Raw genomic sequence first — 16,287 nt, 5'->3', positions numbered from 1 at the left:
ATCGTTCAGGGAAGACGCGGTTGCAGTGTTGCTTAGACCAACACGCGTTCGATCCCACCTTCGTTGGCCTTTTTGACGTAATCCGGCATCCACTGGTCGCCCAGAATTTGGTTGGCCATTTCGACGACGATGTAGTCTGCCTCCAGCAGACCATTCTTCAAGTCATCGCCATAGCGGCTCAAACCCTGAAGACAGGCGGGGCAGGAGGTCAACACCTTGATGTTTTCCTTGGGCGCCACACCACCCATTTCACGCAATTGGGCTTCGCCTTTGAGAATTTCTTCTTCTTTGCGAAAGCGCACCTGGGTCGAAATGTCAGGCCGGTTCAGCGCCAGCGTGCCGGACTCGCCACAGCACCGCTCTGACTGGATCACGTTGTTGCCCAACAAAGCCTTCACCGTCTTGATCGGTTCCTGCAACTTCATGGGGCTGTGGCAGGGGTCATGAAACAGAAAAGAGCCCGCGTTTTGCAGCGTGATGCCTTTTTCAAGCAGGTACTCGTGGATGTCAATGATGCGACAGCCCGGGAATATCTTATCGAACTCATAGCCCTGCAGCTGGTCGTAACAGGTGCCACAGCTCACGACAACGGTCTTGATCTCCAGGTAGTTCAACGTGTTGGCCACCCGGTGAAACAGAACCCGGTTGTCGGTGATCATCTTCTCAGCCTTGTCGAACTGACCGGACCCGCGCTGAGGGTAGCCGCAGCACAGGTAGCCGGGCGGCAACACAGTCTGGACGCCGGCGTGCCACAACATTGCTTGCGTCGCCAAACCGACTTGACTGAACAGCCGCTCGGAACCACAACCAGGGAAGTAAAACACCGCCTCGGTCTCGGCGTTGGTGGTTTTGGGGTCCCGGATGATGGGCACATAGTCCTTGTCCTCAATATCGAGCAAAGCACGGGCCGTCTTCTTAGGCAAGCCACCAGGGAGCTTTTTGTTGATGAAGTGAATCACCTGCTCCTTGATGGGTGCCGTACCCAGGGTGGCTGGCGGCGCCTTGGTTTGCTTGCGGGCAACCACCTTGAGCACATCCGCCGCAATACGCTGCGCCTTCATGGCCACATTGACCATGGCTGAGCGGGCGAACTTGATGGTCTCAGGATTGGTCGCGTTGAGCATGAACATGGCCGCAGCACCTGCAGGGCGGAAACTCTTTTTGCCCATTTTGCGCAACAGGTTGCGCATGTTCATCGTGACGTCACCAAAGTCGATTTTCACGGGGCACGGCGACAGGCATTTGTGACACACCGTGCAGTGGTCGGCCACGTCTTCAAATTCCTGCCAATGCTTGATGCTCACACCGCGGCGCGTCTGCTCTTCGTACAGAAAAGCTTCCACCAGCAGGGAGGTGGCCAAAATTTTGTTGCGTGGGCTGTAAAGCAAGTTGGCGCGCGGCACGTGTGTTGCACACACGGGCTTGCACTTGCCGCAACGCAGGCAGTCTTTGACGCTGTCGGCAATGGCGCCAATGTCGCTTTGCTGCATGATCAATGACTCATGCCCCATCAAACCGAAGCTTGGGGTGTAGGCATTGGTCAAATCAGAGCTTGGCGACCGTCCGTCTTGCGCGAGCAGCTCTGAATTTCGTAGCAACTTGCCTTTGTTAAAGCGGCCTTCCGGATCCACCTTGGCTTTGTAGTCGGTGAACGGTTGCAGCTCTTCGTCCGTCAAAAACTCCAGCTTGGTGATGCCAATGCCGTGCTCGCCCGAAATCACGCCGCCCAGCGATCGTGCCAGTGCCATGATGCGTTTGACTGCGCCATGTGCCGCCTGCAACATTTCATAGTCGTCGCTGTTGACTGGCAAGTTGGTGTGCACATTGCCGTCGCCGGCATGCATGTGCAGCGCCGCCCAGACGCGGCCTTTCAACAATCGCTTGTGTACGGCAGTGCATTCTGACAAGATCGCCTCGAAGGCACTTCCCGCAAAAATTTGCTGCAAAGGCAGGCGCAACTGTGTCTTCCAGCTGGCCCGAAGGGTGTGGTCTTGCAACTGGGGAAACAGGGTTTCCACGTCAAGCAACCAACCGCTCCACAACTTGCGAACGTCGCGCACCAGCTCCAACGCCTGGCCGACGCGGTCTTCCAGCAACTCGGCAGAGGGGATTTCGTTGGCGTCGTCTTGCTTGCCCAGCGGCAAATTGCCCTTGGCAAAGAACTCCTCCAGGGCATCACACAGCGCCAGTTTGTTGGTCAGGCTCAGCTCAATATTGATGCGCTCAATCCCATCGGTGTACTCGGCCATGCGGGGCAGAGGAATCACCACGTCTTCATTGATCTTGAAGGCGTTGGTGTGGCGCGAAATCGCCGCTGTGCGCTTGCGGTCCAACCAGAATTTTTTGCGCGCCTCCGGGCTGATGGCAATAAAGCCTTCGCCGCTGCGCGAATTGGCAATGCGCACCACCTCGGAGGTGGCCCGTGCCACGGCGTCAGCATCGTTACCGGCAATGTCGCCCACCAGCACCATCTTGGGCAGACCGCCGCGTTTGGATTTGGTGGCGTAACCCACCGCTTTCAGGTAACGGTCATCCAAATGTTCCAGGCCAGCCAGCAATACGCCAGTGCGCTTCTGCTCGGCAAACATGAAGTCTTTGATTTCGACAATGCTCGGCACCGCGTCTTTGGCGTTGCCAAAGAATTCCAGACACACGGTTCGGGTGTGGCCAGGCATCTTGTGCACCACCCAGCGGGCACTCGTAATCAGGCCATCGCAGCCTTCTTTCTGAATGCCGGGCAGTCCGCTCAAGAATTTGTCGGTCACGTCCTTGCCCAAACCCTCTTTGCGGAAGGTTTTGCCAGGAATGTCCAGGCGCTCGCTGCGCAGCGGCGTTTTGCCGTCGGCCTTGAAATACTGCAACTCAAAGCTGGCCACGTGCACGTCATGGATCTTGCCCATGTTGTGGTCAACCCGGGTCACCTCCAGCCACTCGGCTTGAGGGGTGACCATGCGCCACGAGGCCAGGTTGTCCAACGCCGTGCCCCAAAGCACGGCTTTTTTGCCGCCTGCATTCATGGCAATGTTGCCGCCAATGCACGAAGCCTCCGCGGAGGTGGGGTCTACCGCGAAGACATAGCCTGCACGCTCAGCGGCGTCAGCCACGCGCTGGGTCACAACACCGGCTTCGGTCCAGACCGTGCCAACCGGCTCTGACAAACCAGGCAAGGTCAGCATCTCAACCTCGGTCATGGCTTCGAGCTTTTCGGTGTTGATGACAACGCTCCTCCAAGTAAGAGGAATCGCTCCACCCGTGTAACCGGTGCCGCCACCACGTGGAATGATGGTCAAACCCAGCTCAATACAACCCTTGACCAGCCCTGCCATCTCGGCTTCGGTGTCGGGCGTCAGCACCACAAAGGGGTATTCCACGCGCCAGTCGGTGGCGTCTGTCACATGAGAGACACGGCTTAGACCATCAAATTTTACGTTGTCCTTGGCCGTCAGCTTGTTCAATACGCGTTGCGCTTTGCGCCGCAAGGTGGCTACTTCCACAAAAGCAGCGTCGAAATCAGCCACGGCACGCCGGGCGGCCGTCAACAGTTCACCCACCATGGCGTCGCGAATGGGGTCAGTTTCCGGCGTCCGGCGCTTTTGCACTTCAGACAAACGGTGCTGCAAGGCCTCGACCAACTGGGCACGGCGCTTGGGGTTGTCCAGCAAATCGTCTTGCAAGTAGGGGTTGCGCTGCACCACCCAAATATCACCCAGCACCTCGTACAACATACGGGCGGAGCGCCCGGTTTGCCGCTCGTCACGCAGTTGATTCAGCCAGTCCCACGCCGGAGCACCGAGCAGTCGAATCACGATCTCCCGGTCGGAAAACGAAGTGTAGTTGTAAGGAATTTCGCGAATGCGAGCATGACCGTGCGACGTTGTCGTCGCCTCGGAGACCAATGGAGTAATCTGAATGGGGGCGTTCATCGGGTTCTGTGGTTGCAGCCAGAGCGAAAAACATGAGTCGCGCGACTCAAAATCCAGCTGAGGGTTGATATTAACGCAGTGCACAATTCACGCGTTGTCATGATGGAAACCCTGATCTACATGGGTGCAAATCTGATGTCTAATCACTCTCTCTTTTTTATGACACTGAAGTGTCAAAAAATTGACATAAGGCCGGGATACGCTCGCGCCTTTCTTTCACATTAGGAGACTTCATGAAACTGAAATTAGCGACCGCGGCCCTTGTAGCCGTCTTCTCTCTCTCAGCACAGGCCCAAACTGAAGTCCAATGGTGGCACTCCATGGGAGGCGCCTTGGGAGAGTGGGTCAACGACTTGGCCAAAGACTTCAACGCCAGCCAGACCGAGTACAAAATTGTTCCCACCTTCAAGGGCAGCTATGACGAGTCCATGACGGCGGCCATCGCGGCCTTCCGCTCCGGCAACGCGCCCCACATTCTGCAAGTGTTCGAAGTGGGCACTGCCACCATGATGGCCAGCAAAGGCGCCATCGTGCCTGTCGGCAAAGTCATGGCAGACTCGGGTGTCAAGTTTGACGCCAAGGCCTATGTGCCTGCGGTGGCCGGTTACTACACCGCCCTCAACGGTCAAATGTTGAGTTTTCCCTTTAACAGCTCGACGCCCGTCTTCTTCTACAACAAAGACGCCTTCAAGGCGGCGGGTATGGACCCTGAGAAGCCACCAACGACCTGGCCTGAGGTAGCATTGGCGGCCGCCAAACTCAAGACATCTGGTCAAAAGTGTCCGTTCACCAGTAGCTGGATGAGCTGGACGCAGCTGGAGAGCTTCTCTGCATGGCACAACACCGAGTTCGCCACCAAAGGCAACGGCATGCGCGGTATTGACGCACGGCTGAACTTCAACAGTCCTCTGCATGTGCGCCATATCGAGAACCTGGGCAATATGGCCAAAACCGGCCTGTTTGTGTACAAAGGCCGTGGCAATGCAGCCGACGCCACCTTCGTCTCAGGCGAGTGCGCCATGTCCACCGCATCGTCGTCTTTGTACGGCAACGTCAAACGCAACGCCAAGTTTGCCTTTGGTATTTCCACCCTGCCTTTCTACCCAGACGTGGCCGGTGCGCCTCAGAACACTGTGATCGGTGGAGCCAGTTTGTGGGTGATGTCGGGCAAAAAAGCGGCCGAATACAAAGGCGTTGGTCAATTCTTCGCTTACCTGTCACGGCCTGAAGTGGCAGCTGCCAGCCACCAACGCACTGGCTACCTCCCCGTCACACTGGCATCATTCAAACTGACCGACGAGAGCGACTTCTACAAGAAGAACCCTGGCACCGACGTGCCTGTGACACAGATGATTCGCAAAACAACAGACAAGTCGCGCGGCATTCGCTTGGGCAACTTTGTGCAGATTCGCACTATCAACGACGAAGAACTCGAAAACGTCTGGGCTGGCAAGAAATCAGCCAAAGAAGCGCTGGACACCGCGGTTCAACGCGGCAATGAGCAACTCGAGCGCTTCCAAAAAGCCAACAAGTCTTAAACCCACTGGCTCGGGTTTCACTCGAGCACCCACTCGCACGCCGCAGCCGGCTTTCCGGCTTCGGCGTGTATTTCATTTCCAAGTCAATAACCGCCTCTTCTCCCTATGGAAAAACGCGTTCGATTCAAATCAAGCTGGCTGCCCTGGGTCTTGATTGCACCGCAGATGGCGATCGTGCTGATCTTCTTCTTTTGGCCTGCGGCGCAAGCGCTCTACCAAAGCGTACTCACCCAGGACCCCTTCGGCATGTCCACCGAGTTCGTTGGCCTGGAAAATTTCAAGCGACTCTGGGATGACGCGACCTACTGGGGGTCCTTCAGAACCACCGCCGTGTTCTCCATTCTGGTGGCGGTCATTGGCCTGTCGCTGGCGTTGATGCTGGCGGTCATGGCGGACCGGGTCCTCAAAGGTGCGGCCATCTACAAAACCCTGCTAATCTGGCCCTACGCTGTGGCGCCCGTGGTGGCAGGTGTGCTGTGGCTGTTCATGTTTGCCTCGCCAATGGGCGTGGTGTCGTATTACCTGCAGGCGTTTGGCATCGAGTGGAATCACCTGCTCAACGCCAACCACGCGATGACCCTGATCGTCGCCGCCGCCGTGTGGAAACAAATTTCGTACAACTTCCTGTTTTTCCTGGCCGGCCTAAATTCCATTCCCAAATCACTGATTGAAGCTGCGGCCATTGACGGTGCAGGTCCGTGGCGCAGGTTTCGAACCATCGTGTTTCCGCTCTTGTCTCCCACCACCTTCTTCCTGCTGGTGATCAACGTGGTGTACGCCTTTTTTGACACCTTCGGCATCGTGGACGCCACGACACAGGGCGGTCCTGGCAAAGACACCGCCATTCTGGTCTACAAGGTGTATTACGACGGATTCAAGGCGTTGGACATGGGTGGCTCGGCGGCCCAGTCGGTCGTCCTGATGACCATCGTCATCACGCTGACGGTGATCCAGTTCCGGTTTGTTGAAAAGAAAGTGCAGTACTAATATGCGAGGAGCCCAACATGATTGAACGACGCCCTGTCCTGACGGTCATCTCGCATCTGGTGCTAATTTTGGGGGTGATGGTGGTGGCTTTCCCGCTTTACCTGACCCTGATTGCCTCCACCCAGAGTGCCGAGCAGATCGTGCAGTCCTACCCTATGTCGCTGCTCCCCGGTGGGCACATGATTGAGACCTACAAAACCGCCCTGTTTGGCGGCTTCACCAGCGCCGGCAGCAAGATACCGGCGGCAGCCCCCATGATGTGGGTCAGCATGCTCAGCGCCCTGATCATTGCCATTGGCAAGATCGCCATTTCCCTGCTGTCAGCGTTTGCCATCGTGTACTTCCGCTTCCCGTTTCGCTCGGTGGTGTTCTGGATGATCTTTGTCACCCTGATGCTGCCCGTGGAAGTGCGCATTGGCCCCACCTACGAGGTGGTCTCCAACCTGAACATGCTCAACAGCTATGCGGGCCTGACGGTGCCGCTGATTGCGTCCGCCACCGCCACGTTCTTGTTCCGGCAGTTTTTTCTGACGGTGCCTGACGAGTTGGTGGAAGCCGCCCGCATGGACGGAGCGGGCCCGATGCGCTTCTTCAAGGATGTGCTGCTGCCCTTGTCCAGCACCTCGATTGCGGCGCTGTTTGTAATTCAGTTTATTTACGGCTGGAACCAGTACCTGTGGCCGCTGCTAGTCACAACTGAGGAAGACATGTACCCGGTGGTCATGGGCATCAAACGCCTGATCACGGGTGAGTCCTATGTGGAATGGAACGTGGTCATGGCCACCGCCATTCTGGCCATGGTGCCCCCGGCGCTGGTCGTCATCCTGATGCAACGCTGGTTCGTCAAGGGCCTGGTAGACACGGAAAAGTAATCTTTTTCGCCACCCGTTGCCCCAAACCACCTTTTAATTCAAAGAATTCGAAACCATGGCTTCCATTTCTCTGCGCAATGTCGTCAAGCGCTACGGCAACTCAAAAACCGGCCTCCAGGTCATTCACGGCGTCAATGCCGAGGTGGCAGATGGGGAGTTCATCGTCATCGTCGGCCCCTCGGGCTGTGGCAAATCCACCTTGCTGCGCATGGTCGCCGGGCTGGAAGAAGTCTCCGGCGGAGAAATCTGCATTGGCCCCCGTGTGGTCAACGACCTGGAACCCGCCGAGCGTGACATCGCCATGGTGTTCCAGAACTACGCGCTCTACCCTCACATGAGCGTGTTTGAGAACATGGCCTACGGCCTGAAGATCGCCAAAGTGCCCTCCGCCGAAATCCAGGCCCGTGTGGACAAAGCGGCCAAAATTCTGGAAATCGGACCGTTTTTGCAGCGCAAACCGCGTGAACTGTCGGGCGGGCAACGCCAACGCGTCGCCATGGGCCGCGCCATCGTGCGCCAGCCCCAGGTGTTTTTGTTTGACGAGCCACTGTCCAATCTGGACGCCAAACTGCGCGCGCAGACCCGTCTGGAAATTCAGAAATTACACCGCGAACTCGGTATCACCTCTCTGTTTGTGACGCATGACCAGGTGGAAGCCATGACGCTGGCCCAGCGCATGATCGTCATGAACGCAGGCGTGATGGAGCAATTCGGCACCCCGGAAGAGGTCTATAACCGCCCCGCTACCACTTTTGTCGCCAGCTTCATCGGCTCGCCCCCCATGAACCTGCTGAAAAGTGCCCCTGATGCCGTGCCGGGCACCATCACCGGCATTCGCCCGGAGCACCTGGACATCGGCAGCACCGGCTGGGCGCTGCGCGTCGAAGCGATCGAGATGCTGGGAGCCGAACGACTGATTTATGGTCGTTGGGAGCATGGCAGCGGCGATGAACTGGTCATCATCCGCACCGAAGAGTCGCAGGCAGTGCCTGCGGTGGGCAGCACCATCCACGTCATGCCTCGCCCCGACAAGCTGCACTGCTTCGATGGCAGCACCGGCAAACGCATGGAAACACGTTCCTAAATGCTAGTCACTCACGACAACTGGCCCTACCCCCGCTGGATCGCCCATCGGGGTGCCGGCAAGTTGGCGCCGGAGAACACCCTGGCCGCGTTCCGCCTGGGCGCCAGCCATGGCTACCGCATGTTTGAGTGCGACGTGAAATTGAGCGCCGACGGCGTGCCCTTTCTCATGCACGACGACACGCTGCCACGCACCACCAATGCGCGTGAGGTACTGGGCGCCGGCCAAAGCGCAGTCGGTGGTGACCACCCCTGGGGTGAGCTGGCGCAATTGGATGCTGGCAGCTGGCACTCGCGCACCTACGCCGGTGAGCCCTTGCCAACGCTCGACAACATCGCCAGCTACTGTCTGCGCAACAGCTTCTACCTGAACATCGAAATCAAACCCACGCCGGGTCAGGACGCACAAACCGGGGAAGTTGTGGCCAACGAGGCCGCGCGCCTGTGGCAAGGCGCCGACGTGCCGCCGCTGCTCACCTCGTTCAAGCCAGACGCACTGGAAGCCGCTCAGGCGGCCCAGCCCCAGTTGCCCCGCGGGCTGCTTCTGGACACGCTCTGGACCGGTTGGTTGGAAACCGCGTTGCGTCTGGAATGCGTGGCGATCGTCTGCAATCACGCCTTGTGGGACACCTCCAGCGTGACTCAGGCCAAAAGCGCCGGGTTTCGGACCCTGAGCTACACGGTGAATGACGAATGGGCCGCCCAGCGCCTGATTGAGCTAGGAACCGACGGCATCATCACGGACCGGGTGGATTTGTTTGCGCCCTGGACACGGTAGTCCTGCCTGAGCCGTGGGGCCGGCGTGCCGGCTCGGGAAAGGTTTCAAGTTCGACAAACCCCGCCTTTCGCATCATGCCGGCTGAGGCGGCGTTTTCTTCATGCCGGTCGATGTACACCGAAAAAACGCCTTGGCCCGCCATCAACGCCACGACTTCTTTGAGCAATTGCGTTCCCACACCCCGCCCCGCCTGATCGACGCGAACCACCGCTTCGCAGACATAGCCGTGTTCGGTTTTGGCCTCAGCGGCAGATTGGTATCGGCTGAACTCACGGGTGAGGCAAAACGTCACGGCTCCCACCAGACGCCCCTCATCCAGAGCGAGTAAGGCGCCCGCCCGGCCTTGCGCAATGTCATCCACATGGGCTTGCACCCCGGCCAGCGGTAACCAGTTCCACTCATTGGGGCCCTGCGTGAGGATCAAGTCCAGCAAATCGGGCAAGTGCTGCGGCTCCGCCTCGACAAAAATCAAAGACATCGCCCGCCTCAGGCCTTCCAACCGCGAAGCAACACCCATTGGCTGGTAGCGCACACCAAGCCCATAACGGCATAGGTGGCCATCTTTCCATCACGACCAAAGCACCATAACCCCAACACCAACACGGCTAGGCTCACTACAAAATTAATAGCTGCCTGCGCAGAAAATGCAGGGGCTCCAGCCACTTTTTTCATAAAAAAGGTCGCCAGCAGACTGACCATCACGGCCATCCATAGAGCGGGCGCCGCGAAATTCACCAAGTGATTCAGGAGATCAAGTAGGCCCATAGTGCGGAATTTGATGTGATTTGATATGGGTCAAGAAACGAGACAAGCGGGATGGTTGGCGCTGATTTTATAATCTACACATGGCAGTCTGGGCTTTGGGCATCAATCACACGACCGCACCGCTAGATTTGCGCGGTCGGTTTGCGTTCGCCCTGGATCAGGTGGGCCCCACTTTGCGGGGCCTGCGCGCCTCGTATTCGCGCCAACCCGAAGCCGCCCTGATCTCCACCTGCAACCGCACCGAAATCTATTGCGCTGGGGAACAAGTCGAACTGGAGCACACGCTGGACTGGCTGGCCCAGGCCGGTGGCGTCTCACCCACTCTGCTTCGCACCCACTCCTACGCCCTTCAAGACGGCTTTGCCGCGCGCCATGCGTTTCGTGTGGCCAGTGGGCTGGACTCCATGGTGCTGGGCGAGCCACAGATTCTGGGACAAATCAAAGACGCGGTCCGTGCCGCTGAGGCCGAAGGCGCCTTGGGCACCACACTCAGCCAGCTGTTTCAGCGCTCCTTTGCCGTAGCCAAAGAGGTTCGCACGTCTACCGAAATTGGCGCGCATTCCATCAGCATGGCGGCCGCAGCCGTTCGCTTGGCGGGTCAATTGTTCGAAGACCTGGCCGAGGTCAAGATTTTGTTTGTGGGTGCCGGCGAGATGATCGAGCTGTGCGCCACGCACTTTGCGGCCAAAAATCCCAAATCCATCGCCATTGCCAACCGCACGCTGGAACGCGGCGAAAAACTCGCCACCCGCTTTGGTGGCGAAGTCATGCGTCTGGCTGATTTACCTGACCGTCTGCACGAATTTGATGCGGTGGTGAGCTGCACCGCCAGCACTTTGCCCATCATCGGTCTGGGCGCGGTCGAGCGCGCCATCAAACGGCGCAAACACCGCCCCATGTTCATGGTCGATCTGGCCGTGCCGCGTGACATCGAAGTCGAGGTCAAAGCGCTGGAGGACATTTACCTCTACACCGTGGACGACCTGGCCGGTGTCGTGCAAACCGCACAGGCCAGCCGCCAGGCCGCCGTGGCGCAGGCCGAAGCCATTGTGGACGCCGGTGTGCAGAGCTTTTTGCATTGGGTGGACCAGCGCGGCTCTGTTCCCTTGATTCAACAACTTAACGCTCAGGCTGACGAATGGCGTTTGTCCGAAATTACCCGGGCCCGCAAACTACTGGCGCGCGGTGACGATGTGGACGCCGTGCTGGAAGCGCTCTCCAAAGGCCTGACGCAAAAGATGTTGCATGGCGCCATGGCGGAGTTGCGCGCTGGCGACTCTGAGGCACGCGACCGGGCCAGCGCGGCCATTCAGCACTTTTTCCTGCGCAAAGAACGTTAGCGACGCTGCTCGCCGCGTGCCCCGCCCTGCGGTTGCCACGCCTTGTCGGCTGACCGTGACACCCACAGTGCCCGTCCGCCCGCTGATTCAGGACAAGCGCTGCGCTTGCCTCCCCCTTTTGACGAATGACCCGATTACTCGACCATGAAGCCCTTTCTCCGCCACCAACTTGAACGTTATGCCGACCGCCTCGGCGAGCTTGAATTTTTGCTGTCCCGCGAGGACATCATGAGCGACATGAAACAGTTTCTCGTGCTCTCACGGGAACACACCGAGGTGTCGGGCGTAGCAACCCGCTGGGCGCGCTACACCCAACGTGAAGCTGATCTGGCCGAGGGCAAGGACTTGTTGGCCAGCGCGGCGGGTGATGCCGACATGGCGGACATGGCGCAAGAGGAGATCGACGGGGCCACCGCCGAGCTTGCGCAACTGGACGGCGAGTTGCAGCGCATGTTGCTGCCCAAAGACCCGGACGATCAGCGCAACGCGTTCATGGAGATTCGCGCGGGCACGGGCGGCGACGAATCCGCCTTGTTTGCGGGCGACTTGCTGCGCATGTACACGCGCTACTTTGAGCGTCGAGGCTGGAAGGCCGAAATCATGAGTGAGTCCGCCAGTGAACTGGGGGGCTACAAAGAGGTGGTGGTTCGTATCGAAGGTGAAGGAGCCTACGGCAACCTCAAGTTCGAATCGGGCGGCCACCGGGTGCAACGCGTGCCCGCCACGGAAACCCAGGGCCGCATTCACACCAGCGCCTGCACGGTGGCGGTGCTGGCTGAGCCGGATGAAACCGTGGCGATCCAGATCAACCCCGCCGACTTGCGCATCGACACCTACCGTGCCAGCGGCGCCGGGGGCCAGCACATCAACAAGACCGACTCTGCGGTGCGGATCACCCACTTGCCCACCGGCATCGTGGCTGAATGCCAGGAGGGCCGCAGCCAGCACAGCAACAAGGCGCAGGCGCTCAAGGTGCTGAACGCTCGCATTCAGGAAAAAGACCGCTCTGAGCGTGCCGCCAAAGACGCGGCCCAGCGCAAGAGCCTGATTGGATCGGGCGATCGCAGTGACCGCATCCGCACTTACAACTTTCCCCAAGGGAGGCTGACCGATCACCGCATCAACCTCACGCTGTACAAACTGCTCTACATCATGGAGGGCGACATGGACGACGTGATCCAAGCCCTGCAGGCCTATGAGGCGGCCGAACAACTGGCCGCGCTGGAAGTGGGCGCTGGCGCGTGATGCCGTGTTTGAGCATCATATTGGGCTCTAGCCCAGATCAATCGAGCGCAATCAGCTATTTTATTGATAGCAGCTTCCTCTCATGACGAGCCCCTGCCCCAAGCCCCTCGTCGCCCACACCCTGGCCGACCTGCAAGCCCAAGGCCTGCCGCGCCTGGACGCGCAATTGTTGTTGCTGCATGCACTCGGACAAGACCTGCACAACCGCGCCTGGCTGATGGTGCATGACACCGAAGAGGTGTCTGAAGCTGCTCTGCAATCCGTCACCACAGCCGCGCAACGGCGGCTCCAGGGCGAGCCGATGGCTTACATCACGGGTCACAAAGAGTTTTTCGGCCTGGATTTGCTGGTGGATGCGCGGGTGCTGGACCCCCGGCCCGACACCGAAACACTGGTGGACTGGGCGCTGGAGGTGTTGCCACCCCAGAACGCTTACGCGCCCCGTGTGCTGGATCTGGGAACAGGCAGCGGCGCCATTGCCCTCGCCCTCAAGGCGACGCGACCCGAGCTGACCGTTCATGCCACCGACTTCAGCATCGACGCACTAGAGGTGGCCCACGCCAATGCCCAACGACTGGGTTTGAACGTGTCTTTCAGCCAAGGCGCCTGGTTTTCCGCGCTGGCGCCGGACACGCCGCGTTTTCATGCCGTCGTCTCCAACCCTCCCTACATTGCGGCCGAAGACGAGCACTTGGCGGCCCTCACCCATGAGCCCTTGCAGGCTCTGGCCAGCGGCGCTGACGGGCTTGACGACTTGCGCCACCTCATCGCCAACGCCCCAGCCCACCTGCTCCCCGGCGGTTGGCTTTTGCTGGAGCACGGCTACGACCAAGCCCTAGCCGTGCGCGCGTTATTGCACGACGCCGGATTCGAACTGGTTCAGTCCCGCCAAGACTTGGGCGGCCTTGAGCGCTGCAGCGGCGGACTACTCCAGACCTGACCACATCACCCAACGGCCGGCCATTCAGCGCCTGAACTCGGCCCATTGTTCAGCGGCTGCTATGCTGACCCGCCCGACGCACAGAACTTGCCCCCTACCTCATGAAAAACCTGTCTCAATATTTCTTCCGTGGCCTGTTCACCCTGCTGCCTCTGGGCCTCACGGTCTATGTGCTTTACCTGTTGATCGCGTGGACCGAATCGCTGGCCATGACCCTAATTCGCCCTTTTGTGGGCCAGGTTTACCTGCCCGGCATGGGCATTGTGCTGGGGGTGGGCGTGATTTTGGGGGTCGGATTTTTGATGTCGCAAGGCGGCACTGCTCGCCTGTTGTCGTGGGTTGAGCTGCCTTTCACCAACCTGCCGGTGGTGAAAAGCATTTATTCATCGCTCAAGAATTTTGCAGACTTCTTCGCGCCGCACGACCAGGACAGCCAACAGGTCGTCGTGCTGCGCGTGCCTGACCAAGAGTTGTCGATTGTGGGTCTGGTCACCCGCCAAAGCCTCATAGGTTTGCCCAAAGGACTGGCACGCGACGACCAGGTCGCCGTTTACCTGCCCATGGGCTACATGATTGGGGGATACACGGTGTTTGTGCCCCGCAGCTGGGCGGAGCCGATTGACATGACCGTGGAAGAAGCCATGCGCTCTTCGCTGATCGCCTGGATGGCCTCCAGCCGTTCTAATACGCCCTGAGGCCCCAAGTCAATGGGAGTGGCTTACCAACCCCAAACCAATTTTCCGGACACCCAGCCCGATTTGCCGCTGCTGGGCTGCACTTTTACCCAGCCTGATTTTTTGCCACGGGTGCGCAGTACATCACCCCGCTCAGCTTTTCCCACAATGGAGTATTTGGTGCTGGGGCCGCTGCGAATATTGACCGTATTGGACTTGACCACGTGGTACGGGGTTTTGCTGGTGAGCTTGCGCGATACCCAGCCCCGGTCGTTCTCAAAATCTTGCACCTGAAGCCAGCTTCCCTTGCGCTTGAGCACTTTCAGGGGGTAGCCTTTTTTAAGTTCCCATAGCGCATCGGTGCGGGTGCTGGGGCCCGACCTCATGTTCACAATCGAGCCCTTGATGCTGACCATTTCTGCGGCAAATGCACTGGTCAAACTCGCTACACCCAAACTGGCAACGACTATTAACTGGCGTACGGTAACGGCTCCAAACATGCGTCAAAGCTCCTTTTCTGAAAAATAAAATAAGAAATTCACTGGGAAATCGGGGTTCACCCCGATTTCCCAATAGCCAACAGTTTATTTCATTCGTTCAAATGTATCCAGGGTCGGGCGGGACAAGGCCCGTGACAAGGCCGACACGCTGGCGTAACCGGACTCGCGTGCGGCCCGCTTCAGGCCCAAACCGGCCCGCACCGCGCGACTGGCAATTGACAAGCGCAACACCCCCAGATACCTGCCCGGCGGTTGGTTCATCAGCTCACGAAACCGGGTGGCAAAGGCGGTGCGGGACATGCCGGCGGTGTGGGCCAGCGTCTCCAGCGTCCACGCCTGTTGCGGTTGGGTGTGCATGGCCACCAGTGTGGCGGCGATGCGAGGATCGGCCAAGCCGTTGAACAAACCCCGACTGGTGCGCGGGTGGGCGACCAGATGGCGCAGCATGCCGATGAACAAAATGTCACCCGCGCGGTCCAGCAAAGCGGGTTGACCACAGCGCGGATCAAGCAACTCACCCGCTATCAACTGAATCACCTGCTGCAAGGAGGCGTCGGCCTCAGCCAGCGACACCACCATCGGCTGGGCAAACTCGGCCAGCAACAGCGCCGCCGCGGGTCCATCGAGCGTCGCACGTGCGCAAATCATGGCCTCAAACGCAGGTACAGACGAGGCCGACAAGGTGTGAGGCATGTCCCCCCGACACAACACGATGGCAGGCCCCTGCACTGGCAGGTCCGCGCCGCCCTCCACACCAAGCTCAAACAAGCCACCCATGATCAAATGCAAGTGCAGCATCGGCTGAGCCACAGCGTCCCAACTCAGCACCGGTTGCAAGGGTTGAGGACGCGCGACCTCCACCCGGGGGGCCAATCCACTTAGCAAGGCAGACAATCGGTCCAAACGACGAGCAACCGAGGTCATTTTGAACGATTTGCAAACTTAAATGTATTTTTCATAGCCAATCGTACCGCACAATCACCACATCCGCCATTGGCAGAGTGACTGATGGCGGCGCGTCACGGGTTTAAACCCGCGCACCCGCCGCCCGCCGATACTGGCTCCCTCTCTTTTTTGAAAGACTACCCCATGCGTACTCAAACCCTCATGCCCCGCTACCCCGTTCCTGCCCTGAACGTGGCCCTGACCAATGGAGAGCGTTTTGTGCTGGGTGCGGCCCCCGCCGCGCACTTTGACATGCTGGTTTTCTACCGCGGCCTGCATTGCCCCATTTGCGCCAAGTACCTGCTCGAGTTGGAGCGCCTGGCCCCTGAGTTCGCGCAGCGCGGTGTCAACCTCGTTGCTGTGAGCGCCGACGAACTGGACCGCGCTCAATTGATGGCCGACAAGGTCAAAGTCAGCGGCGTCAAAGTTGGCTACGGCATGAGCCTGCGAACCGCCCGCGAGTGGGGGCTGAACATCAGTGCCGGCCGTGGCAAAACCTCCATTGGTATTGAAGAGCCAGCGTTGTTCAGCGAGCCCGGTGTATTTTTGATTCGCCCAGACGGCACGCTGTATTACGGCGCGGTTCAAACCATGCCGTTCGCACGTCCACCGTTCCAGGACTTGCTGGGCGCGGTTGATTTCGCCATCGCCAAAGACTACCCCGCCCGCGGCGAGTACACCGGCGAGGTCTGAGCCC

At 59.2% G+C, this 16,287-nt stretch carries 15 protein-coding genes; 10 read left to right on the top strand and 5 right to left on the bottom strand.

The window, feature by feature from the left end; all coding sequences use genetic code 11:
* Positions 1 to 32 precede the first annotated feature (32 nt).
* A complete protein-coding gene (locus J8G15_RS20335) occupies positions 33 to 3,923 on the bottom strand; it encodes a DUF3683 domain-containing protein (RefSeq protein WP_210544686.1) in 3,891 nt (1,296 codons plus the stop codon).
* 233 nt (positions 3,924 to 4,156) lie between these two features.
* Here J8G15_RS20335 and ugpB point away from each other — a divergent pair, with 233 nt between their 5' ends.
* The 5 genes from ugpB to ugpQ all read left to right on the top strand — a co-directional run bounded on the left by ugpB (position 4,157) and on the right by ugpQ (position 9,181).
* The gene (gene ugpB, locus J8G15_RS20330; RefSeq protein WP_210544684.1) at positions 4,157 to 5,461 is read left to right on the top strand and encodes a sn-glycerol-3-phosphate ABC transporter substrate-binding protein UgpB; all 1,305 of its coding nucleotides are present in this window, start codon (positions 4,157 to 4,159) and stop codon (positions 5,459 to 5,461) included.
* Positions 5,462 to 5,566: 105 nt separating this feature from the next.
* Entirely contained in the window at positions 5,567 to 6,448 is an 882-nt protein-coding gene (gene ugpA, locus J8G15_RS20325; RefSeq protein ID WP_210544683.1) for a sn-glycerol-3-phosphate ABC transporter permease UgpA, read from the top strand.
* 17 nt (positions 6,449 to 6,465) lie between these two features.
* Complete coding sequence (gene ugpE / locus J8G15_RS20320; RefSeq protein WP_210544681.1) at positions 6,466 to 7,320, top strand: sn-glycerol-3-phosphate ABC transporter permease UgpE; 855 nt, start codon at positions 6,466 to 6,468, stop codon at positions 7,318 to 7,320.
* 55 nt (positions 7,321 to 7,375) lie between these two features.
* Positions 7,376 to 8,404: a sn-glycerol-3-phosphate import ATP-binding protein UgpC gene (locus tag J8G15_RS20315; RefSeq protein WP_210544679.1), complete on the top strand. Its 1,029-nt coding sequence runs from the start codon at positions 7,376 to 7,378 to the stop codon at positions 8,402 to 8,404.
* Positions 8,405 to 9,181 carry a glycerophosphodiester phosphodiesterase gene (gene ugpQ, locus J8G15_RS20310; RefSeq protein ID WP_210544677.1) on the top strand — a complete coding sequence of 259 codons (777 nt, stop codon included), beginning with the start codon at positions 8,405 to 8,407 and terminating at the stop codon, positions 9,179 to 9,181.
* Here ugpQ and J8G15_RS20305 read toward each other — a convergent pair.
* Positions 9,141 to 9,659, bottom strand: a complete 519-nt coding sequence (locus J8G15_RS20305) for a GNAT family N-acetyltransferase (protein ID WP_210544675.1) — start codon at positions 9,657 to 9,659, stop codon at positions 9,141 to 9,143. The genes ugpQ and J8G15_RS20305 overlap by 41 nt on opposite strands.
* A gap of 8 nt (positions 9,660 to 9,667) precedes the next feature.
* Complete coding sequence (locus J8G15_RS20300) at positions 9,668 to 9,946, bottom strand: hypothetical protein (RefSeq protein WP_210544673.1); 279 nt, start codon at positions 9,944 to 9,946, stop codon at positions 9,668 to 9,670.
* 80 nt (positions 9,947 to 10,026) lie between these two features.
* Between J8G15_RS20300 and hemA the strand changes: the two genes are divergently transcribed.
* From hemA to J8G15_RS20280, 4 genes are all read left to right on the top strand, one after another.
* Positions 10,027 to 11,286 (top strand): glutamyl-tRNA reductase, encoded by a 1,260-nt coding sequence (gene hemA, locus J8G15_RS20295; protein WP_210544672.1) that lies wholly within the window; start codon positions 10,027 to 10,029, stop codon positions 11,284 to 11,286.
* Positions 11,287 to 11,430: 144 nt separating this feature from the next.
* Complete coding sequence (gene prfA, locus J8G15_RS20290; protein ID WP_210544668.1) at positions 11,431 to 12,531, top strand: peptide chain release factor 1; 1,101 nt, start codon at positions 11,431 to 11,433, stop codon at positions 12,529 to 12,531.
* 82 nt (positions 12,532 to 12,613) lie between these two features.
* Complete coding sequence (gene prmC / locus J8G15_RS20285; protein ID WP_210544666.1) at positions 12,614 to 13,471, top strand: peptide chain release factor N(5)-glutamine methyltransferase; 858 nt, start codon at positions 12,614 to 12,616, stop codon at positions 13,469 to 13,471.
* Positions 13,472 to 13,572: 101 nt separating this feature from the next.
* Positions 13,573 to 14,166 (top strand): DUF502 domain-containing protein, encoded by a 594-nt coding sequence (locus tag J8G15_RS20280; RefSeq protein ID WP_210544664.1) that lies wholly within the window; start codon positions 13,573 to 13,575, stop codon positions 14,164 to 14,166.
* 23 nt (positions 14,167 to 14,189) lie between these two features.
* Here J8G15_RS20280 and J8G15_RS20275 read toward each other — a convergent pair whose 3' ends face one another.
* Together J8G15_RS20275 and J8G15_RS20270 are read right to left on the bottom strand one after the other, a co-directional pair.
* Positions 14,190 to 14,645 (bottom strand): SH3 domain-containing protein, encoded by a 456-nt coding sequence (locus J8G15_RS20275; RefSeq protein ID WP_210544661.1) that lies wholly within the window; start codon positions 14,643 to 14,645, stop codon positions 14,190 to 14,192.
* Positions 14,646 to 14,729: 84 nt separating this feature from the next.
* Positions 14,730 to 15,569: an AraC family transcriptional regulator gene (locus J8G15_RS20270; protein WP_210544659.1), complete on the bottom strand. Its 840-nt coding sequence runs from the start codon at positions 15,567 to 15,569 to the stop codon at positions 14,730 to 14,732.
* Between the two features lie 165 nt (positions 15,570 to 15,734).
* Between J8G15_RS20270 and J8G15_RS20265 the strand changes: the two genes are divergently transcribed.
* Positions 15,735 to 16,283, top strand: a complete 549-nt coding sequence (locus J8G15_RS20265; protein ID WP_210544657.1) for a peroxiredoxin-like family protein — start codon at positions 15,735 to 15,737, stop codon at positions 16,281 to 16,283.
* The last annotated feature ends 4 nt before the right edge of the window (positions 16,284 to 16,287 follow it).

The organism is Rhodoferax sp. PAMC 29310 (assembly GCF_017948265.1).
Lineage (GTDB): Bacteria > Pseudomonadota > Gammaproteobacteria > Burkholderiales > Burkholderiaceae_C > Rhodoferax.
This window is presented reverse-complemented; position numbering and strand designations above follow the sequence as displayed.